A 20,486-nucleotide genomic window follows, 5' to 3' on the forward strand; every position below is an offset into this window, starting at 1 on the left:
CACTGCGTACTGCGTGGCAATAGGATAATGCGCTCGGCGCCAAGCGGCCGCCGGAGCCGCCTGCTGCGAAGGGCGCTAGCTAGACCGGCGCTGAATCGCCGTGCAGGCTCTTGAGCTTTCTCAGTTCAGGAAACAGCCGCATCCACAGCCCCGCCACCGCCATGGTGCCGACGCCGCCGATCACCACCGCCGGTACCGCGCCGAACAGCGCGGCCATGACGCCGGATTCAAATTCCCCCAGCTGGTTCGACGCGCCGATGAACAGCGTGTTCACGGCGCTGACGCGGCCCAGCATGTGGTCGGGAGTATTCAGCTGCACCAGGGACGAGCGCACGACCACGCTGATGGCGTCGGCCGCGCCCAGCACGACCAGCGCGCCGATCGACAGCGGAATGGACGTGGACAGGCCGAACACGGTGGTGGCCAGTCCGAACAGCATCAGCGCGCCGAACAGCAGGCGGCCTACGTGTTCGCCCAGGCTCAGGCGGGCCAGCGTCAGCGACATCAGCATGGCGCCGCAGGCGGGGGCGCCGCGCAGCGCGCCCAGCGCCCAGGGGCCGGCATCCAGGATGTCTTTGGCAAAGATCGGCAGCAAGGCCGTGGCGCCGCCCAGCAGCACGGCGAACAGGTCCAGCGACAGCGTGCCCAGCAGCAGGCGCCGCTGGAAGATGAAGGTGATGCCGGCGAACAGGGTGCGCCAGGTGGTGGGTTCCTTGCGCGGGGGGGCACGGTCGATCGACATGCTGGCGATAGAAGCGAAGCCGCACAGGTACAGCGCCGCGGCGACGCAGTAGATCCAGCCGGCGCCCAGGCCGTAGCCGATGCCGCCCAGTGCCGGGCCGGCGATCTGCGCGATCTGGCCGGCCGACGAGGACAGCGCGGTGGCGCGCGGCAGCCATTCGCGTGGCACCACGGCGGGGATCAGGGTGGACAGGGTGGGCGATTCGAAGGCGCGGGCCGAGCTCATGATGATGAGCGTGGCGTAGATCAGCGGCTTGCCGCCAAAGCCATGCAGCGCGGCAATGGCCAGCAGCAGAGTGGCCAGGGTTTCGATGGCCATGCAGATGGCGACGATCTTGCGGCGGTCGTAGCGGTCGGCCACGTGCCCCACCACCAGGGTCAGGGCCGCCATGGGCAGGAACTGCGCCAGGCCGATCAGGCCCAGGTCGAGCGCGCTGCCGGACAGGGCGTAGATCTGCCAGCCCACCGCCACCGAGACGATCTGGAAGGCCAGCGACGCGCCGATGCGCGCGGACAGGAAATGCAGGAATGCGGGACGGTACAGCGGACTGGGGGAGTCTGGGGCAGGCATCGGGGAAGAACGCGCGGCAGGCGCGGGCGGCGCCGGAATCCGCCATTCTATAAACAGCCGGCTGACGCGAAACTAAAGCGCCAGCCGGCCGCAGGGTCTTGCAGGGGCTCGGAAGGGCCCCGGAACCCTTCAGGCGCCGATGGAGACCAGCTCCGCGCCCTCGGTGACCTGGTCGCCCACGGCATAGAACAGTTCTTCGACCTTGCCGTCGGCGGGCGCGGAGATGGTGTGCTCCATTTTCATGGCCTCCATCACCAGCAGCGGCTGGCCCTTGGTGACGCTGTCGCCGGCCTTGACGGCGATGGAGATGATCTTGCCCGGCATGGGGGCGGTCAGGCCACCGCCGTGCTCGCCCTGGGTGTCCTGGGCGTGCGCCAGCGGGTCGTACAGGTCCAGCACGTGGGCGCCGCCGGCGTCCCCGGTGCCGAAGACGTGGGCCTTGTCGGCGTGCAGCACTACCGTGCCGGCGCTTTCCAGGCCGCCCAGGGTGACGCGCACGTCATGGACGAAACCCGGCGTGCCGGCCGCGTTGTCGGCCTGCACGCGCCAGGTGAACGGCTGCGCACCGGCGCCGCTGTCCAGGGTCCAGTCGCCGCCCTGGCGCGTGACCACCACGTGGCGGGTCTCGCCGTTGTCGATCCATTGCAGCGTGCGTTGGTAGCGGTTGCCCAGGCGCCAGCCGTCGCGGGCGTCCCAGGGGTCGGCGGGGCGTGGGGCCGTGGCCGGGGCATGCGACTGCGCCAGGCCTTGGCGTACCAGCACCGCGGCCGTGGCCAAGGCCAGCGCCAACGGGTCGGCGGGCGCGGGCTCGGGCAGCAGCGTGGCGCGCTGGCGTTCGATCAGGCCGGTGTCCAGGTCGGCCGCGGCAAAGGCGCTGTCGCGCATCAGGCGCGACAGGAAGGCGACGTTGGTCTGCACGCCCACCGCCTGGGTCTGCGCCAGCGCTTGCAGCATGCGGGCGCGGGCCTGGTCGCGGTCGGCGCCGCGCACGATCAGCTTGGCGATCATGGGGTCGTAGAACGGCGTGATGGTGTCGCCGGTGCGCACCCCGCCATCGACGCGGATATCGCCGTTGGCAAACGCCGTGTGGGCCGGCAGGCCCAGGTAGGCCAGCGTGCCGATCGACGGCAGGAAGCCCTTGTCGGGGTTCTCGGCGTAGATGCGGGCCTCGATGGCGTGGCCCTGGATGCGCAGGTCTTCCTGGCGCGCCGGCAACGGCTGGCCGGCGGCCACGCGCAGCTGCCATTCGACCAGGTCGTGGCCGGTGATCATCTCGGTCACCGGGTGCTCGACCTGCAGGCGGGTGTTCATTTCCATGAAGTAGAAACGGCCGTCGGGCTCGGCGATGAATTCCACCGTGCCAGCGCCCACGTAGCCCACGGCGCGGGCCGCGGCAACGGCGGCTTCGCCCATGGCGCGGCGGCGCTCTTCGGTCATGCCGGGCGCGGGGGCTTCTTCGATGACCTTCTGGTGGCGGCGCTGCACCGAGCAGTCGCGCTCGAACAGGTAGACGCAGTTGCCGTGCGTGTCGGCGAACACCTGGATTTCAATGTGGCGCGGCTTTTGCAGGTAGCGTTCGATCAGTACGCGGTCGTCGCCGAAGCTGGACGCGGCTTCGCGTTGGCAGGACGCCAGCGCGTCCAGGAACGCGGCCGACGATTCGACCACGCGCATGCCCTTGCCGCCGCCACCCGCGCTGGCCTTGATGAGCACGGGGTAGCCGATGCCGTCGGCCTGCTCTTTCAGGAACTGCGGGTCCTGGTTGTCGCCGTGGTAGCCGGGCACCAGCGGCACGCCGGCCTTGTCCATCAAGGTCTTGGCGGCGGACTTGCTGCCCATGGCGGCGATGGCCGATGCGGGCGGGCCGACAAAGGCGATGCCGGCTTTTTCGGCGGCTTCGGCGAAGGCTTCGTTTTCCGACAGGAAACCGTAGCCGGGGTGGATGGCGCCGGCGCCGGTGTCGCGCGCGGCTTGCAGGATGGCGTCGGCGCGCAGGTAGCTGGCGCGCGGTTCCGGGCCGCCGATGTGCACGGCGATGTCGCAGGCGGCCACGTGGCGGGCGTTGGCGTCCGCGTCCGAGTACACGGCAACCGTGCGGATGCCCAGGCGGCGGGCGGTGGCGGCGACGCGGCAGGCGATCTCACCGCGGTTGGCAATCAGCAAAGTGTCGAACATGAATGTGGTCCTGGCTGGAATTCGTCGTGAACGCGTCGTGGGGCGGGGGCGCCGCCCTACATCCGGAAGACGCCGAAGCGCGTGTCTTCGATGGGCGCGTTCAGCGCGGCCGACAGGGCCAGGCCCAGCACGCGGCGCGTGTCGGCCGGGGCGATGATGCCGTCGTCCCACAGCCGGGCGGTGGCGTAGTACGGGTGGCCTTCGTGTTCGTACTGCTCGCGGATGGGCGCCTTGAAGGCGGCCTCTTCGTCTGCCGACCACTTGCCGCCGCGCGCCTCGATGCCGTCGCGCTTGACGGTGGCCAGCACGCTGGCGGCCTGTTCGCCGCCCATGACCGAGATGCGGGCGTTGGGCCACATGAACAGCATGCGCGGCGAATAGGCGCGGCCGCACATGCCGTAGTTGCCGGCGCCGAACGAGCCGCCGATGAGCACGGTGAACTTGGGTACGGCGGCGGTGGCCACCGCGGTCACCATCTTGGCGCCGTGGCGGGCGATGCCTTCGTTTTCGTATTTGCGCCCGACCATGAAGCCGGTGATGTTCTGCAGGAACACCAGCGGAATCTTGCGTTGGGCGCACAGCTCGATGAAGTGCGCGCCCTTTTGCGCCGATTCCGAAAACAGGATGCCGTTGTTGGCGACGATGCCCACCGGCATGCCGTGGATGTGGGCAAAGCCGGTGACCAGCGTGGGGCCGAAGCGGGCCTTGAATTCATCGAATTCCGAGCCGTCGACGATGCGCGCGATGACTTCGCGCACGTCGTAGGGCTTGCGCGTGTCGGCGGGAATGATGCCGTTCAGTTCCTGCGGGTCGAAGCGCGGTTCGCGCACCGGCACGGTGGCCAGCGGCGCGGGCTTCTTGCGATTCAGGCGGGCCACGGCGCCGCGCGCCAGTTGCAGCGCATGCATGTCGTTGGCGGCCAGGTGGTCGACCACGCCGGACAGGCGCGTGTGCACGTCGCCGCCGCCCAGGTCTTCGGCGCTGACTTCTTCGCCGGTGGCGGCCTTCACCAGCGGCGGGCCGCCCAGGAAGATGGTGCCCTGGTTCTTGACGATGATGGACTCGTCGCTCATGGCGGGCACGTAGGCGCCGCCGGCCGTGCACGACCCCATCACCACGGCGATCTGCGCGATGCCCTGCGCGGACATCTGGGCCTGGTTGTAGAAGATGCGGCCGAAGTGGTCGCGGTCGGGAAAGACTTCGTCCTGCTGCGGCAGGTTGGCGCCGCCCGAGTCGACCAGGTAGACGCACGGCAGGTGGTTCTGCGCGGCGATTTCCTGGGCACGCAGGTGCTTCTTGACGGTCATCGGGTAGTAGGTGCCGCCCTTGACCGTGGCGTCGTTGCAGACGATGACGCATTCGGTGCCGGCGATGCGGCCGATGCCGGTGATGACGCCCGCGCCGGGGGCGTCGCCGTCGTACATGCCGTGCGCCGCCATGGGCGACAGTTCCAGGAACGGTGAACCCGGGTCGATCAATTGTTCCACGCGGTCGCGCGGCAGCAGCTTGCCGCGCGCCACGTGCTTGGCGCGCGAGGCTTCGCTGCCGCCCAAAGCGGTCTGCGTCAGCTGCTGCGCCAGGTCATCCAGCTGCGCCTGCATGGCGCGGGCGTTGTCGGTGTAGTCCTGCGACCGCGGATTGATGCGGGATTCGATGATGGGCATGGGGTTCCACCCGTCCTGCTTGATTGGAATTTGAAGGCGCTCTCTGGGTGAGAGCGGTTTGTCTCGCTGCCCGGTGGGCCGGGCGTTTCTTGTCAATGTCTTATCGGTCTTCGGTATGCATTCCTGTGCGCCCTTCCTGCACGGCCCGCGGCCGACCCGCCGCGGACAGCGCCATGCCGGAAAGGCGCAGCGGAATGCATGCCCGCCAGGCGGGCAGTCCACGACGCTGAAGGCCCCGCCCTGCCGAAAATTTGGGCAGGGCGGACATATCAGCGTCGTGGGGCCGTGCTTAGACCATTTCGATGGCCATGGCCACGGCTTCGCCGCCGCCGATGCACAGCGTGGCAACGCCGCGCTTGCCGCCGGTCTTGCGCAGCGCGCCGACCAGGGTTGCCATCAGGCGGGCGCCGGACGCGCCGATCGGGTGGCCCAGGGCGGTGGCGCCGCCGTGGACGTTGACCTTTTCATGCGGCAGCTTGAAGTCGGCCATGGCGGCCATGGTGACCACGGCGAAGGCTTCGTTGATCTCGTACAGATCCACGTCCTCGGCCTTCCAGCCGGTCTTGGCGAACAGGTTCTTCAGCGCGCCGACGGGGGCGGTGGTGAACCAGCCCGGCTCTTGCGAGTGCTGGCTGTGGGCCACGATGCGGGCCAGCGGCTTGACGCCAAGCTTCTCGGCGGTGGACGCGCGCATCAGCACCATGGCGGCGGCGCCGTCGGAGATCGACGACGAGTTCGCGGCGGTGATGGTGCCGTCCTTCTTGAAGGCGGGCTTGAGGGTGGGGATCTTTTCCGGCATGGCCTTGGTGGGGGCCTCGTCGGTGTCGATCACGGTGTCGCCCTTGCGGCCGGCCACGGTGACGGGGGCGATTTCCCACTTGAAGGTGCCGTCTTCGGTGGCGGCGCGGGCGCGGCGCAGCGATTCCAGCGAGAAGGCGTCCTGCTGCTCGCGGGTGAACGAGTACTTGGCGGCGCAGTCTTCGGCGAACACGCCCATGGCCTTGCCCTTGTCGTAGGCGTCTTCCAGGCCGTCCAGCGCCATGTGGTCATACACGGTGTTGTGGCCGAAGCGGTAGCCCTGGCGCGCCTTGAGCAGCAGGTAGGGGGCATTGCTCATGCTTTCCTGGCCGCCCGCGACGATGACGTTGGCCGAACCGGCTGCCAGGAGGTCGTGGCCGAACATGGCGGCCTTCAGGCCCGAACCGCACACCTTGTGGATGGTGGTGCACGCCACGCCCAGCGGCAGGCCCGCGCCCAGCGCGGCCTGGCGGGCAGGCGCCTGGCCCTGGCCGGCCTGCAGCACGTTGCCCATGATGACTTCTTCGACCTGCTCGGGCTTGATGCCCGCGCGTTCGACGGCGGCCTTGATGGCGACCGAGCCCAGCTCGTGCGCGGCCAGGCCGGACAGGCTGCCCAGCATGCCGCCCATGGGCGTGCGGGCGATGGAAACGATAACAACGGGATCTGACATGACTAGCTCCTGTGAGGGTCGGGACAGCGTCTGCTTACGAGGCCGCGCCGGCTGGTGCCGGACGCAGGCGCCTGTCCGTATCGTAAGGGAAAAATTCTTCAATCCGGCCCTGCGCCACCTGGGCGCGGCAGGCCTGCCACCAGGCCGGTTCCAGCAGGTCGGCGTGATGGCGCAGGAAGGCGCCGCGCACCCGCGCGTCGCCCAGCAGGAAGCGGCCGAATTCCTCGGGAAACACGTCGTTCGGGCCGACGGCATACCAGGGTTCGGACGCCATTTCCGCTTCTTCGTTCGGGGCGGGCGGAATCCGCCGGAAATTCATTTCGGTCATGCGCTGGATTTCGTCGTAGTCGTAGAACACGACCCGGCCCAGGCGCGTCACGCCGAAGTTCTTGTAAAGCATGTCGCCGGGGAAGATATTGGCCGCGGCCAACTGGCGGATGGCATCGCCATATTCCCGCACGGCGGGTTCGAGCAGCGCGTCGGGCGCCTGCGTCAGGTAAAGGTTCAGCGGCGTCATGCGCCGTTCGATGTAGACATGGCGGATGACGACCGTGTCCCCGGTTTCTTCGATCAGGCTGGGCACCAGGCGCCGCAATTCGTCCAGCAAGGCCGGCGCGAAGCGGCTGCGCGGCAGCGCCACCTGCGAGTATTCCCAGGTGTCGGCCATGCGGCCGACGCGGTCGTGCAGTTTCACCATCTGGTATTTGCGCCGCACGGTGGCGTGGTCCATGCCGTCTTTGTCGATGCGGTCCTTGATCAGCTTGAACACGTACGGGTACGAGTGCAGCGTGAACACGCACATCACCATGCCCTTGATGCCGGGGGCCACGTCGAAGGCATCGCGCGAATGCGCCAGGTGGTGCAGGAAGTCGCGGTAGAACAGCGTCTTGCCCTGCTTTTGCAGGCCGATCATGGTGTAGAGCTCGGCCTTGGGTTTGCGCGGCAGCAGGCTGGACAGGAAATTGACCACCGCGGCGGGCGTTTCCATGTCCACCAGGAAATACGCGCGGGTGAAGCTGAACAGCGTGCTCAGGTCATCCGACCCCAGCAGCAGCGCATCCAGCCGCACCTGCCCGGCCGGGTTGCGCGTCAGCGCCACGGCAAAGGGGTAGACGGTGGTCTGGTTGACCAGGCGGCCGACGATGTACGCGCCCTTGTTGCGAAAGAACAGCGAGCCCAGCGCATGCACCTGGCAATCGCTGGCGATGCGGCGGCCGACGTGCCGGGGCAGCAGCGTGCGCAGCTTGTGCACCGCGGTGCGCGCCAGCAGGCGGGCATCGCGCGGCAGGTCTTCGAAGGGCAGCGCCAGGCCGAAGTCGGCCACCATGCGGATCAGGCTTTTCTGCAGCCCTTCGCTGGCCGGGTAGTAGACCCGGTACGACGGCATGCGGCTATCCAGGTACTCGGTCGCCACCGCGGGCCGCACGAACAGGAAATCGTTGTGGAAGTAGTCGCGGTGCAGCAGCCGGCACGACACCGAATTGAAGAAGGTCTCGGCGCATTCGGGCTGGCGGTGCTCGGCCAAGAGGCCCACGAATTCCTGCTTGATCTGCTGCCAGTAGGCGGTCTGCGCCTCGGTCAGCGCCGGGCTGGTCGCGCCGTTGGCGCCCACCGCGCCTTCAGGCCGCCCGCGCAGCACGCCTTCGAGCTGGGTGGCGCATTCGCGCACCCGCATGTCGTAGTACTCGATGCGTTCGCGCGACAGGTGCTGGATGCCGTGCCAGTCGCCCGATTCGAACAAGGCCTTGGCACGCTGCGCGCTGTAGCGAAACAGCGCGTAGTGGCGGTCGAACCCGGCCAGGATCAGCCGCGCGACGTCCAGCGGCGAGGGGCCCTTGGCGGGCGCCTGCTCGATGTGCTGGACGTCGGACGTGCGGATCATGGCGCGGCGCGGCTCAGGCGGTTTCGTTGAACAGTTCGCGGCCGATCAGCATGCGGCGGATTTCGCTGGTGCCGGCGCCGATCTCGTACAGCTTGGCGTCGCGCCACAGGCGGCCCACCGGGTAGTCGTTGATGTAGCCGTTGCCGCCCAGGATCTGCACGCCCTCGCCTGCCATCCAGGTGGCTTTTTCGGCCGTGTACAGGATCAGCGCGGCGCAGTCCTTGCGCACCTGGCGCACGTGTTCGGCGCCCAGGCGGTCCAGGTTCTTGCCCACCTGGTAGCAGAAGGCGCGGCTGGCTTGCAGGGTGGTGTACAGGTCGGCGACCTTGCCCTGGATCAGCTGGAATTCGCCGATGGCCTGGCCGAACTGCTTGCGTTCATGGATGTACGGCACTACCACGTCCATCACGGCCTGCATGATGCCGACCGGACCGCCGGACAGCACGGCGCGTTCGTAGTCCAGGCCGCTCATCAGCACCTTCACGCCGCCGTTGACCTGGCCCAGCACGTTTTCTTCGGGGATTTCGCAGTCCTGGAACACCAGTTCGCCGGTGTGGCTGCCGCGCATGCCCAGCTTGTCCAGCTTCTGCGCCACCGAAAAGCCCTTGAAGCCCTTTTCCACCAGGAAGGCGGTGATGCCGCGCTGGTGCGCTTCGGGGTCGGTCTTGGCGTAGACCACCAGGGTGTCGGCGTCGGGGCCGTTGGTGATCCACATCTTGGTGCCGTTGAGCACGTAGCGGTCGCCCTTCTTGTCGGCGCGCAGCTTCATGCTGACGACGTCCGAACCGGCGCCGGGTTCGCTCATGGCCAGGGCGCCCACGTGTTCGCCCGAGATCAGCTTGGGCAGGTACTTGGACTTCTGGGCCGCGGTGCCGTTGCGGTTGATCTGGTTGACGCACAGATTGGAGTGCGCGCCATAGGACAGGCCGATGGAGGCGCTGGCGCGAGAGATTTCTTCCATCGCGACCATGTGGGCCAGATAGCCCATGTTGGCGCCGCCGTACTCTTCGCCGACCGTCATGCCCAGCACGCCCAGGTCGCCGAATTTGCGCCAGAGATCCATGGGGAACTGGTCGCTGCGGTCGACTTCGGCGGCGCGCGGCGCGATCTCGGCTTGCGCGAAGGTGCGCACCGCGTCGCGCAGCATGTCGAGATCTTCGCCCAGGTCGAAATTCAGGCCGGGAAGGTTCATCGCTGTCTCCGTGATAGTGGGTACTTACATTTTTATGGGCGCCAGCTACCGCGCCACGGTTCGTCGCGTGATCCCATGATGCGCCGATCGGCGGGGGCTACGCAATGATGCACCGCAAATATTACGTTTACGTAAACGTAAATTTGAGTCGGGTTTTCCCTAGGCAAATGTTTGCGTCCCGGGGGAAGCGCGCTGGGTACTATTCCAGCCGATCCTTGAAACCTGAAATTTGTGACGGAGTAAGCGGTGCTCGAACTATCCGATCTGGACGATATTGTGGCGCTGCGGCGTGACCTGCATGCCCATCCCGAGCTCTGCTACGAAGAGCACCGCACCGCCAAGGTGGTGGCCGACGCCCTGGGCGGCTGGGGCATCGAGACGCACACCGGCATCGCCAAGACGGGCGTGGTCGGGGTGATCAAGCGCGGCACCTCGGACCGCGCCATCATGCTGCGCGCCGACATGGACGCCCTGCCGATGCAGGAAGAGAACCAGTTCGACCACCGCTCGCGCCACGACGGCAAGATGCACGGCTGCGGCCACGACGGCCACACCGCCATGCTGCTGGCCGCGGCCCGCCACCTGCAGCAGGCCGGCGGTTTCGACGGCACGGTGTATTTCTGCTTCCAGCCCGCCGAAGAAGGCGGCGCGGGCGGGCGCGCGATGATCCAGGACGGCCTGTTCGACCGCTTCCCCTGCGAAGCCGTGTTCGGCATGCACAACTGGCCGGGCCTGGCGGCCGGCACGTTCGGCGTCTGCGCCGGCCCGATGATGGCGGCGGCCAATGGCTTCAAGATCACCGTGCGCGGCAAGGGCGGCCACGCGGCCGCGCCGCAGGACTGCGCCGACCCCGTGCCGGCGCTGTTTGCCATCGGCCAGGCGTTCCAGACCATCCTGACCCGCAGCAAGCGGCCGCTGGACGCCGCCGTGCTGTCCATCACCCAGGTGCAGGCCGGCGGCAGCGTGATCAACGTGATTCCCGGCAGCGCCTGGCTGGGCGGTTCGGTGCGCGCCTACAGCACCGACGTGGTCGACCTGATCGAACGCCGCATGCACGAGATTGCCGGCAGCATCGCCGCGGCCCACGGCTGCGAGGCCGACGTGTATTTCGAACGCCGCTATCCGGCCCTGGTGAACACCCCGGCCGAAACGGATTTCTGCATGGAGGTCATGCGCGACGTGGCCGGCGCCGACGGCGCGCGCGTCATCGAGCCCGTGATGGCGTCCGAAGACTTCGCCTTCCTGCTGCAGGCCAAGCCCGGCTGCTACGTGTTCCTGGGCAATGGCGACGGCGAGCACCGCATGGCGGGCCACGGCCTGGGCCCATGCATGCTGCACAACGCCAGCTACGACTTCAACGACGCCCTGATTCCGGCCGGCGCGGCCTATTGGATCCGCCTGGCGCAGCGCTATCTCGCGGCCTGATTCCGGCATCACTACGGACGCCGGGGCGCCCTGACGCTTTTTTTGCAACACGCTTTACCTGACGCAGTGCTACGCAACATCACAAGGAAAGTATGAAAAAGAAGATGCTGTTCACGGCCGCGGGGGCGGCCCTGGCAATCATGGCGGGCGGGGCAATGGCCCAGACCTGGCCGGCCAAGCCCATCACCCTGGTCGTGCCCTACACCGCCGGCGGCAGCGCCGACGCGATCGGGCGCCGCCTGGGCGACGTGCTGCGCAAGGAAGCCAACGCTACCGTCATCGTGGAAAACAAGCCGGGCGCGGGCGCATCCGTGGGCACCGATTTCGTGGCGCGGGCCCAGCCTGACGGCACCACGCTGCTGCTGGCTTCGACCAGCCCGCTGACCATCTTTCCGCATCTGGCCAAGACCAACTACGACCCGATGAAGGACCTGACGCCGGTGGCCAGCGTGGCCGTGGCGCCTGTCGCCATCGTGGCCACCAAGGCGTTGCCGGTGAAGGACTTCGCCGGCCTGATTGACTACGCCAAGTCGCACCCGGACGGCGTGCGCTACGGTACGCCCGGCCAAGGCACCGTGGCCCATATCGGCATGGCGGCGCTGACGGCGCAGACCGGCACCAAGATGCTGCACGTGCCCTACCGCGGCAACAGCCAGGCGCTGACCGACGGCCTGGGCGGCGTGGTAGAACTGCTGGTGGTGAACACCGACGTGGTACTGCCGCACGTGGCCAGCGGCGCGCTCAAGCCGCTGGCGGTGATGGCGCCCGAACGCCTGGCCGCCTGGCCCGATGTGCCCACCATGGCCGAACTGAAGCTGCCGCAGGCCCAGTACTACTCGAACTTCGGCATCTTTGCGCCGGCCAACCTGCCGCCGGCCGTGTCCGGCCCCTTGCAGGCCGCCCTGGCCAAGGCCGTGGCCAGCCCGGAATTCAAGGACCTGCTGGCCAAGTCGTACCTGCAGCCGGGCACCGCGTCGGGCGAGGCCTTCGCCAAGCAGGTGCAGGCCGAATTCGCCAACAATGCCCGCCTGATCAAGGAAGGCAACATCAAGGCCGAATGATCGGGGGCGCCTGAACAGGCGCTGCCAAGAAAAAGGCGCGCGTTCCTTGCGGATCGCGCGCCTTTTTCTTGACGCCAGGTCGAGGCCGCGAGGGACGATGCGTCAGCCGCCGCGCGGCCCGAACATGATGACCAGCATGCCGGCCAGGCACAGGCCCACGCCGACGTAGTCGCTGGCGCTGGGCCGCACGCCGTCCACCGCCCACAGCCACAGCAGCGCCATGCCGATATAGACGCCGCCATAGGCCGCATAGACGCGGCCGGACGACGTGGGGTGCAGGGTCAGCAGCCAGGCGAACAGCGCCAGGCTGAGCGCGGCGGGCGCGAGCAGCCAGATGGAATGGCCGCGCCGCAGCCACAGGTAAGGCAGGTAGCAGCCGACGATTTCGGCCAGGGCGGTCAGGATGAAGAGCGCCAGGGTTTGCAGCATGCCCATGATGCCGCCCTCAGGGATGCTGCGCGAGCAGGTCGCGGCACTGGCGTTCCTGCACCGCGATTTCCTGCAAGGTGTCTTCGATGTCGCGGCGCTGCTGTTCGAGCGTGGCGCGGTGTTGTTCCAGCACGGTCAGGTATTGGCGCAGCTGCACTTCGGTGTCGCCCGGACCGTCGTACATGTCGATCAGCGTCAGGATCTCGGACAGCTGCAAGCCCAGGCGCTTGCCGCGCAGGGCCAGTTTCAGGCGCGTGCGGTCGCGCGGCCCGAAGATGCGGTTGCGGCCCTCGCGCGCCGGGCTGACGATCCCCTGGTCTTCATAGAAGCGGATCGTGCGGGGCGTGACGTCGAACTCGCGGGCGAGCTCGGAGATGGTCCAGGTTGACGAGGGCATGCGGCGTGTGGCAGTTTACGTAAACGTAAATTATGATGACTTGACCCGATCGTCAAGCGTGGAGAGCGAGGCAATGAACCCCAACGAACAGAAGCTGCAGTATCCCTGGGCCGATTTCCAGCCCGAGGCCGGCCGGGCGCACACGGTGGCCGAAGGCGTGAAATGGATCCGCATGCCGCTGCCGTTCGCGCTGGATCATATCAACCTCTGGCTGCTGCGCGACAACATCGACGGCCGCGACGGCTGGACCATCGTCGACTGCGGCATCTCGCGCGACGAGGTCAAGACGCTGTGGGAAGACGTTTTCAAGAACGAGCTTGAGGGCCTGCCCGTACTGCGCGTGCTGGTCACGCACATGCATCCGGACCACATCGGCCTGGCCTATTGGCTGTGCGAGCGCTGGAACGCCCGGCTCTGGATGACGATGACCGACTTCATGGTGGCGTCGCTGTGGTCGTCGCGCCGCAATGAGGCCGGCGGCGGCCCCGGCGGCCAGTCCGCGGTGGACCACTTCGCGCGCCACGGCCTGACCGACCCGGACGCGCAGGAACAGATCCGCCAGCGTGCCAACTACTTCCCGAACCTGGTGCCGGCCGTGCCGTCGCGCTACACCCGCATCATGCACGGCGACCAGGTGCGCATCGGCGGACGCGATTGGCGCGTCATCGTGGGCTACGGCCACGCGCCCGAACACGCCTCGCTGCATTCGCCGGACCTGGGCGTGCTGATCTCGGGCGACATGGTGCTGCCGCGCATTTCCACCAACGTCAGCGTGTTCGACTACGAGCCGGACGCCAACCCCCTGCCCCTGTACCTGAGGTCGCTGGATGGCTACGCCGACGTGCCGCGCGACACGCTGGTGTTGCCTTCGCACGGCCGCCCGTTCAAGGGCCTGCACGAGCGCATCGCGCAGCAGCACGAGCACCACCGCGACCGCCTGGCCGAAGTGCTGGAGGCCTGTGCGGTGCAGCCGCAGTCCACCTCGGACATCGTGCCGGTGCTGTTCAAGCGCAAGCTGGACCTGCACCAGTTGACCTTCGCCATGGGCGAGGCGCTGGCGCACTTGCACGCGCTGTATTTCGAAGGCAAGTTGACTCGGGCAGAAGGCGCCGACGGCATCGTGCGGTTCTCGGCGGCCTGATCGCCGCCGTTGTCGTCACCGGAGTTCTTGGCGGGGCCTGGCGCGAACGCCCGGCCCGCGCCGAACAGCGCGGCTAGCGCGACGACGTGGCCAGGCGCACCGCCAGGCCCACGAACACCAAGGCCGCAATGCGGTTGAGCCAACGCTTGGCCGTGACCGAGCGCTGCAGCAGTTCGCCGAACGCGCCCGAGAAGAAGGCGATGGCGCCGAACACCAGCAGCGTCGCCAGCATGAACACGGCGCCCAGCTGCACTGTCTGCCAGCCCACCGGGCCCAGCTTGGGCGAGGTGAACTGCGGCAGGAACGCGAAGAAGAACAGCAGCACCTTGGGATTGGTCAGGTTCATGACGATGCCGCGCCGATACAGCGCCGACGTCTTCATCGGTGCGGGCCGCTGGCCGTCTTCGGCATGCACCGGCGCGCGCAGGATCTGCCAGGCCAGATAAGCCAGGTAGGCCGCGCCGGCCAGCTTGAGCACGGTGAAGGCCACCGGCGACGCGGCGAACAGCGCGGCCAGGCCCAGCGCCACCGCGGCGGTGTGGCCCATCAGGCCCGTGCACAGGCCCAGCACCACGAACAGCCCGGCCTTGCGTCCCCAGATGGCCGATTGCATCAGCACGAACAGGTTGTCGGGGCCGGGCGTCAGGGACAGCAGCACGGCAATGCCGAAGAACGCGGTCAGGGATTCAAGGGGCAGCATGAGGGTCTCGCGAAGGTCGGCCGGCGCCTTGCGCGCCGGAAATGAACTGGCATCATACGAGGAAATAAATGCGAAGCCACGAAGGAGACACCATGTCCGCTGTACCGGAATCCACCGCGCGTCCCGATGCCGCGCTTGAAGACTGGCTGCGCGCGCGCCACAGCTGCCGCGCCTTCCTGCCCGATGCGGTGCCGCGTGCAGTCATCGAACGCATCCTGACGCTGGCCGCGCGCACCGCGTCGTGGTGCAACTGCCAGCCTTGGCAGGTGACGGTGGCCTCGGGCGAAGGCGCCCGCCGCTTGAGCCAGGCATTGCAGCAACGTGCGCAGCAGCCGGGTTTCACGCCCGACTTTCCGTTTCCACGCGAGTACCAGGGCGACTACCTGGCCCGGCGCCGCGAATCGGGCTTCCAGCTGTACAACGCGGTGGGCGTGGCCCGCGGCGACCGCGAGGCCTATCGCCGCCAGGAACTGCGCAACTTCCAGCTGTTCGATGCGCCGCACGTGGCCATCATCACGACCGACGAGGCCCTGGGCGAATACGGCGCCATCGATTGCGGCGGATACGTCGCCAATTTCCTCCTGGCGGCGCAAGCCAATGGCGTGGCCACCGTGGCCCAGGCGTCGCTGGCGATGTACCCCGAGGTGCTGCGCGACGCACTCGGCCTGGCGGCCGACCGCCGCGTGGTGTGCGCCATTTCGTTCGGCTATGCCGATACCGCCCACCCCGCCAACAGCTACCGCACCCGCCGCGCGGACCTGGCATCGACGGTGCGCTGGGTCGACTAGGCCTGCTCGTTCACAAGGGCATGGGGCGACAGCCCCGCCCGCTCCTGATATGGTTCTGGATTCCCGTCCTAACGCCAAGCATTCCCCTCTGAAGATGCCTACCAAACACATCGATACGGTTCTGCAGCATGCGGGCACCGCCCCGTTCAATCCCGAGACCGGCACGGCGCCGGTGCCGCTGCCGCCGATGCGCGCCAGCACCGTACGGTTCGAGAACCTGGCCGCGCTGGAAAAAGCCCAGCGCAGCAAGGCCGCGGGCGGCCGCGCCACCACCTATGGCCGCATGGGCATGGACACGCACGCGGCGCTGGAACAGGTGTTTGCGCAGCTGGAAGGCGGCACGCATGCCTACCTGGCGCCGTCGGGCCTGTCGGCCATGACGATGGTGATGCTGGCGCTGTGCTCGGCGGGCGACCACGCCTTGATTTCCGACTGCGTCTACGGCCCGATGCGCGAGCTTGACGATGCCGTGCTCAAGCGCATGAACATCAGCGTGACCTACTTCGCCGCGGGCGAAGACCTGGACGCGCTGGTGCAGCCCAACACCAAGCTGCTGTATGTGGAATCACCCGGCTCGCTGCTGTTCGAGATGCTCGACATGGGCGCCATGGCCGCGTTCGCGCAGCGCCGTGGCCTGGTGCTGGCCACCGACAACACCTGGGGCTCGGGCTACATCTACCGGCCGCTGACGCTGGGCGCGCAGGTGTCCATCATTGCCGGCACCAAGTACGTGGGCGGCCATTCCGACCTGATGCTGGGCGCGGTGGTCACCAATGACGAAAAGATTGCCAAGCAACTGAACCGCACGCAGTACGCGATGGGCTATTCCATCAGCGCCGACGATGCCTGGCTGGCGCTGCGCGGCGTGCGCACCATGCCCATCCGCATGGCGCAGCATGCGCGCCACGCGCTGGAAATCTGCGCGTTCTTCAAGGGCCGCCCCGAAACCGTGCGCCTGTTCCATCCGGCGCTGCCCGAAGACCCGGGCCACGCCCTGTGGCAGCGCGATTGCACCGGTTCGAACGGCATGCTGTCGGTCGAACTGCGCCTGTCGCCCGCGGCCGCGCGTGCGTTCGTCGATGCGCTGGAACTGTTCGGCATCGGCTTCTCGTGGGGCGGCTATGAAAGCCTGGTGCAACTGGTGTCGCCCAAGGACCTGTCGCATCACCGCTATTGGGGCGAAGGCCAGAACGCGCTGGTGCGCCTGCACATCGGCCTGGAGTCGCCGCTGGACATCATCGCCGACCTGACGCAGGCGCTGGAAAAGGCGGCGGCAGTACAAGGTTGACGTCGTTCATGGGGCGCAACGGGCTAGTTCGCCTTCAAACCGCCTCGGCCCGTATCCAGGCGCCGATGCGCGCCGCGATGTCGTCGCTGTTGTCGTCCATCATGGGCATGTGCGAATTGCCCGCGATGCCCATGCCGGCCAGGCGCCACGTCGCGACGTGCGCGCCGTGCGCCGCCAGTTGTTCCGCATAGGCCTGCCCCGCCTGGCACAGGCGGGTCCAGAGCGGCGTGGCGTCCAGATAGTCGCCATAGACGAACAGGAACGGCTTGCCCGCCACGCTGGCGGGCGCCACCGCTTCCGAGAACCCCGACGGCTCGATGCCGATCACCCCTTGCACCAGGTCCGGCCGCGCTTGCAGCGCGCGGTAGGCGACTTCGCCGCCATGGCTGTGCGCCAGCACCAGGCACGGGCCGATGCGCTCCAGCGCCGCGCAAAACCCGGCCAGCGCCGCATCGTTGTTGCCCAGCCAGCGCGGTACCGCGTGGCGGATGAAGGCATCGAAGGCCTGCACCGGAAAGCGCTGGCCATCGAAGGCGCGGCGCTGCGCATAGTCGCTCGCTTGGCCGAAGCGAAACAGCGACCAGCTTTCTTCGGCGTTGCGCACGATGGGCGATTCGGGCCATACCTCTTCGAACGGCGTCCAGCCCGCGCGGCCACGTTCGACGTTGTCGACCACGTACACCGCATGGCCTTGCCGCAGGAAGTGCTGCACCCAGCCGGGCCGCCCGTCAGGCGTCTGTTCCCACATGGCGCCGGTCATGCCGCCGCCGTGCAGCAACACCAGCGGTAGCGGGTGCCGCCGCTCGGCGGGAATGAAGTACTGCACGTAGGCCTGTTCCACGTGATACAGGCCGTTGGGGTCGTACGGCAGCGACGCGGTGCGGGTAAAGGCGATCTCGCGCGGCGGGCGCCCTTCGATGCGCACCTGCCGCCCGCCGGCGTAGAAGCTGCCGAAGTCGGCCAACGCCAGCGGCGGGGAAAACGTCTGATTTATTTCTTGACCAGCGGGCATTGGCTTTCCGACAGGGGCCAGGCAAGGGTATCGCCCGGTATGGTGCGCACGATGTTGTAGTAGTCCCAGGGCGCCTTGGACTGGGCCGGCGATTTCACCTGCGCCAGCATCATGTCGCGCACCACCAGGCCGTCTTCGCGGATATGCGCGTTCAGGCTGAAGGGGTCGTCGATGGGCAGCGATTTCATCTTGGCCATGACGGCGTCGGAATTCGTCGTGCCGGCCGCCTGCACGGCGCGCAGGTAGTGGCGCACCGAGCTGTAGACCCCCGCTTGCAGGAAGGTGGGCGGACGGCCCAGGCGGGCTTCGAACTTCTTGGTGAAGGCGCGCGTGCCGTCGTTCATGTCCCAGTACGACGGCACCGTCAGGTAGGTCTGCTGCGCGGCTTGCAGGCCCAGGCTGTGTACGTCGGTGATCAGCAGCAACATCGCCGCCAGCTTCTGGCCGGCGCCGGTGATGCCGAATTCGGCTGCCTGCTTGATCGCCGAAATGGTGTCGCCGCCCGCGTTGGCCACTGCGATGATCTGCGCCTTGGATGCCTGCGCCTGCAACAGGAACGAGGCGAAGTCCGACGCGTTCAGCGGATGGAACACGGTACCCACGATCTCGCCGCCGTTGGCTTTGACGACCGCCTCGGTGTCGGCGGCCAACTGCTTGCCGAAGGCGTAGTCGGATGCCAGGATGAACCAGCGCTTGTTGCCTTCGTTGACTACGGCGGTGGCCGTGCCGCGCGACAGGGCATAGGTCGTGTAGGTCCATTGCACGCCATAGGGCGAGCATTGCGCCTGGGTCAGCGCCGTGGTGCCGGGGCTGGAAAACAGCACCAGCTTTTTCTTTTCGCGCGCGATGCCCTGCACCGCCAGCGCCACCGACGAATTGGGCACGTCCACCACGACATCCACGCCGTCGGTGTCGTACCACTTGCGCACCATGCCGCTGCCGATGTCGGGCCGGTGCTGGTGGTCGCCCGAGACCAGCGAGACGGGTTTGCCGAGCACGGTGCCGCCCAGTTCTTCGATGGCCAGGCGGGCCGCCTCGACGGACCCGCGGCCGGTGGCGTCGGCGGTGACGCCGGCCATGTCGGTCAGGACGCCGATCTTCACGCCGTCGGCGTCATTGGCCAGTGCAGAGGCGCCGGCAAGCGCCAGGCACAGGCCCAGCGCCGTGCGGCGCAGGAATTGCTGTCTCATGTGTCTTCCACCCTTGGATGCCGCCGTCGGCGGCGAATTATTGTGGGGGAAGTGTAGCCCGCGGCGGGCGCTGTTGAACGCAGTCAGGCCTTAGGGACGACCCCATGAAAAACGCCCCGGCCGATGCGGCGCGGGGCGTTCTTGTACTGCGATTCAGGTGCGGGTCAGTTGCCGCGCGCCATCGGGATCAGTTGGTTCACTTCCTTCAGGGCGCCTTCGTAGCTGTTGCCCGCCAGCACCGGCGACGTCATGAACTTGCCGCCCACGGCGAACGAGGGCGTGCCGTCGATGCGGTAGGCCTCGGCCAGCTGGTTGGCGCGTTGCACCTGGGTCTGGACGCTGAACGAATCGAACACCGAATCGAACTTGGCGCGGTCCACGCCTTGCGCGGCGGCCCAGTCGCCCATGGCCTTCTTGTCGATCAGGCGCTTGTGCTCGCCGTGGATGGCGGTGAAGACCTTGGCGTGCAGGTCGGGGCGGTCCAGCGCGATCAGGGTGTAATACAGCTGTTGCAGGGGCTTCATGCCGGCATTGAAGGCGATCGGCACTTGCTTGAGCACCACGTCGGCCGGGGCCGTCTTGGCCCAGTCTTCAACCATCGGCTCCATGGCGGCGCAATGCGGGCAGGTGTACGCGAAGAATTCCAGCACTTCCACCTTGCCCGGGGTGTCGGACGGCAGCGGCGGATTGATGGCGACGTAGGCCTGGGTGCCTTGGGCGTGGCTGACCGGGCTGAAGAACGCGGTGGCGGTCAGCGCGGCGGCTGCCAGGATGCGGATGAGCTTGGGGGACAGCATGGATGATGTTCCTGAACAAAAAGGTTACAGACAGGGCCGGGCCCGGATAAGTTCAATCAAAAAGCCATGATCGGCGCGCCGTGTTACTGGCGCACCACCGCTGTTTCAATCTTGTTTTCGCCCAACCGGCCGCGGGCGCGGTTCATGTCGTCCAGGCGGGCAAACGGCCCCACGCGGACGCGGTTGATGGCCTTGCCGTTCACTTCGGCCTTTTGCACCGCCACGGGCAAGCCCAGCAGGATGATGCGGGCCTTCAGGGATTCGGCATCGTCCTGGCCGCGGAACGCGCCCGCCTGCAGGTAGTACGAACCATTGGCCGATGCCGCCGGGGCGGACGATGCGGCTGGCGCCTTGGCTGCGGGCGCAGGGCTGGGCGCCATCTTGGCAATCGGCGTGGGCGGCGCGATGGCGGCAGGCGCAGGGGCCTGTGCCGGCGCGGCCGCGGGGGCGTTGTTGGACGTCGGCAGCGTGGCGATCAGGGCGCCCAGGTCGTCGGACTTGCCAGCCGGTGCGGTGCCGGCTCCCGGCAGCGGCGCGGGCGCCGTGGCGGTGGGGCCGGTGG

The 20,486-nt window shown here is 67.8% G+C and carries 18 protein-coding genes; 5 read left to right on the top strand and 13 right to left on the bottom strand.

Translation table 11 applies throughout. The annotated features are described in order from the left end of the window. Positions 1-79 precede the first annotated feature (79 nt). The 6 genes from HV798_RS08855 to HV798_RS08880 all read right to left on the bottom strand — a co-directional run bounded on the left by HV798_RS08855 (position 80) and on the right by HV798_RS08880 (position 9,696). Positions 80-1,312, bottom strand: coding sequence for an MFS transporter (locus HV798_RS08855; protein ID WP_025140013.1), 1,233 nt, complete (start codon positions 1,310-1,312; stop codon positions 80-82). 129 nt (positions 1,313-1,441) lie between these two features. Beyond that, positions 1,442-3,487: an acetyl-CoA carboxylase biotin carboxylase subunit gene (locus HV798_RS08860; protein WP_175195767.1), complete on the bottom strand. Its 2,046-nt coding sequence runs from the start codon at positions 3,485-3,487 to the stop codon at positions 1,442-1,444. Positions 3,488-3,543: 56 nt separating this feature from the next. Continuing rightward, positions 3,544-5,151, bottom strand: coding sequence for a carboxyl transferase domain-containing protein (locus HV798_RS08865; RefSeq protein ID WP_025140009.1), 1,608 nt, complete (start codon positions 5,149-5,151; stop codon positions 3,544-3,546). A gap of 289 nt (positions 5,152-5,440) precedes the next feature. Next, the gene (locus tag HV798_RS08870) at positions 5,441-6,622 is read right to left on the bottom strand and encodes an acetyl-CoA C-acetyltransferase (protein ID WP_025140008.1); all 1,182 of its coding nucleotides are present in this window, start codon (positions 6,620-6,622) and stop codon (positions 5,441-5,443) included. 34 nt (positions 6,623-6,656) lie between these two features. Continuing rightward, complete coding sequence (gene aceK / locus HV798_RS08875; RefSeq protein WP_175195768.1) at positions 6,657-8,504, bottom strand: bifunctional isocitrate dehydrogenase kinase/phosphatase; 1,848 nt, start codon at positions 8,502-8,504, stop codon at positions 6,657-6,659. A 13-nt stretch (positions 8,505-8,517) separates the two neighbouring features. Beyond that, positions 8,518-9,696 carry an isovaleryl-CoA dehydrogenase gene (locus HV798_RS08880; protein WP_025140006.1) on the bottom strand — a complete coding sequence of 393 codons (1,179 nt, stop codon included), beginning with the start codon at positions 9,694-9,696 and terminating at the stop codon, positions 8,518-8,520. Positions 9,697-9,942: 246 nt separating this feature from the next. On the opposite strand from HV798_RS08880, the gene HV798_RS08885 reads away from it, so the two are divergent. Next, positions 9,943-11,121, top strand: coding sequence for a M20 aminoacylase family protein (locus HV798_RS08885; protein ID WP_175195770.1), 1,179 nt, complete (start codon positions 9,943-9,945; stop codon positions 11,119-11,121). Positions 11,122-11,213: 92 nt separating this feature from the next. After that, positions 11,214-12,182: a Bug family tripartite tricarboxylate transporter substrate binding protein gene (locus HV798_RS08890; RefSeq protein WP_025140004.1), complete on the top strand. Its 969-nt coding sequence runs from the start codon at positions 11,214-11,216 to the stop codon at positions 12,180-12,182. 102 nt (positions 12,183-12,284) lie between these two features. On the opposite strand, the gene HV798_RS08895 is transcribed toward HV798_RS08890, so the two are convergent. Together HV798_RS08895 and HV798_RS08900 are read right to left on the bottom strand one after the other, a co-directional pair. Continuing rightward, a complete protein-coding gene (locus HV798_RS08895) occupies positions 12,285-12,617 on the bottom strand; it encodes a YnfA family protein (protein WP_025140003.1) in 333 nt (110 codons plus the stop codon). Positions 12,618-12,627: 10 nt separating this feature from the next. Further along, on the bottom strand, positions 12,628-13,008 hold the full coding sequence (locus HV798_RS08900) for a MerR family transcriptional regulator (protein WP_175195772.1): 381 nt from the start codon (positions 13,006-13,008) through the stop codon (positions 12,628-12,630). Between the two features lie 73 nt (positions 13,009-13,081). On the opposite strand from HV798_RS08900, the gene HV798_RS08905 reads away from it, so the two are divergent. Beyond that, positions 13,082-14,149 carry an MBL fold metallo-hydrolase gene (locus HV798_RS08905; protein ID WP_175195774.1) on the top strand — a complete coding sequence of 356 codons (1,068 nt, stop codon included), beginning with the start codon at positions 13,082-13,084 and terminating at the stop codon, positions 14,147-14,149. Between the two features lie 73 nt (positions 14,150-14,222). On the opposite strand, the gene HV798_RS08910 is transcribed toward HV798_RS08905, so the two are convergent. Beyond that, positions 14,223-14,849, bottom strand: a complete 627-nt coding sequence (locus tag HV798_RS08910) for a LysE family translocator (protein WP_025140000.1) — start codon at positions 14,847-14,849, stop codon at positions 14,223-14,225. Positions 14,850-14,941: 92 nt separating this feature from the next. Between HV798_RS08910 and HV798_RS08915 the strand changes: the two genes are divergently transcribed. Beyond that, the gene (locus tag HV798_RS08915; RefSeq protein ID WP_175195776.1) at positions 14,942-15,637 is read left to right on the top strand and encodes a nitroreductase; all 696 of its coding nucleotides are present in this window, start codon (positions 14,942-14,944) and stop codon (positions 15,635-15,637) included. A 94-nt stretch (positions 15,638-15,731) separates the two neighbouring features. Further along, complete coding sequence (metC, locus tag HV798_RS08920) at positions 15,732-16,925, top strand: cystathionine beta-lyase (protein ID WP_425486132.1); 1,194 nt, start codon at positions 15,732-15,734, stop codon at positions 16,923-16,925. 34 nt (positions 16,926-16,959) lie between these two features. On the opposite strand, the gene HV798_RS08925 is transcribed toward metC, so the two are convergent. The 4 genes from HV798_RS08925 to HV798_RS08940 form a co-directional block, all read right to left on the bottom strand. After that, the gene (locus HV798_RS08925) at positions 16,960-17,937 is read right to left on the bottom strand and encodes an alpha/beta hydrolase (RefSeq protein WP_175195778.1); all 978 of its coding nucleotides are present in this window, start codon (positions 17,935-17,937) and stop codon (positions 16,960-16,962) included. After that, positions 17,916-19,127, bottom strand: a complete 1,212-nt coding sequence (locus HV798_RS08930; RefSeq protein ID WP_175195780.1) for an ABC transporter substrate-binding protein — start codon at positions 19,125-19,127, stop codon at positions 17,916-17,918. Before HV798_RS08930 ends, HV798_RS08925 begins: the two co-directional genes overlap by 22 nt. A gap of 164 nt (positions 19,128-19,291) precedes the next feature. Beyond that, positions 19,292-19,924 carry a thiol:disulfide interchange protein DsbA/DsbL gene (locus HV798_RS08935; protein ID WP_025139995.1) on the bottom strand — a complete coding sequence of 211 codons (633 nt, stop codon included), beginning with the start codon at positions 19,922-19,924 and terminating at the stop codon, positions 19,292-19,294. A gap of 83 nt (positions 19,925-20,007) precedes the next feature. Beyond that, the coding region (locus HV798_RS08940) for an SPOR domain-containing protein (RefSeq protein WP_175216350.1) at positions 20,008-20,486 on the bottom strand (479 nt) is incomplete at its 5' end.

Origin of the sequence: Achromobacter deleyi (assembly GCF_902859705.1) — a bacterium.
Taxonomy (GTDB): domain Bacteria; phylum Pseudomonadota; class Gammaproteobacteria; order Burkholderiales; family Burkholderiaceae_B; genus Achromobacter; species Achromobacter deleyi.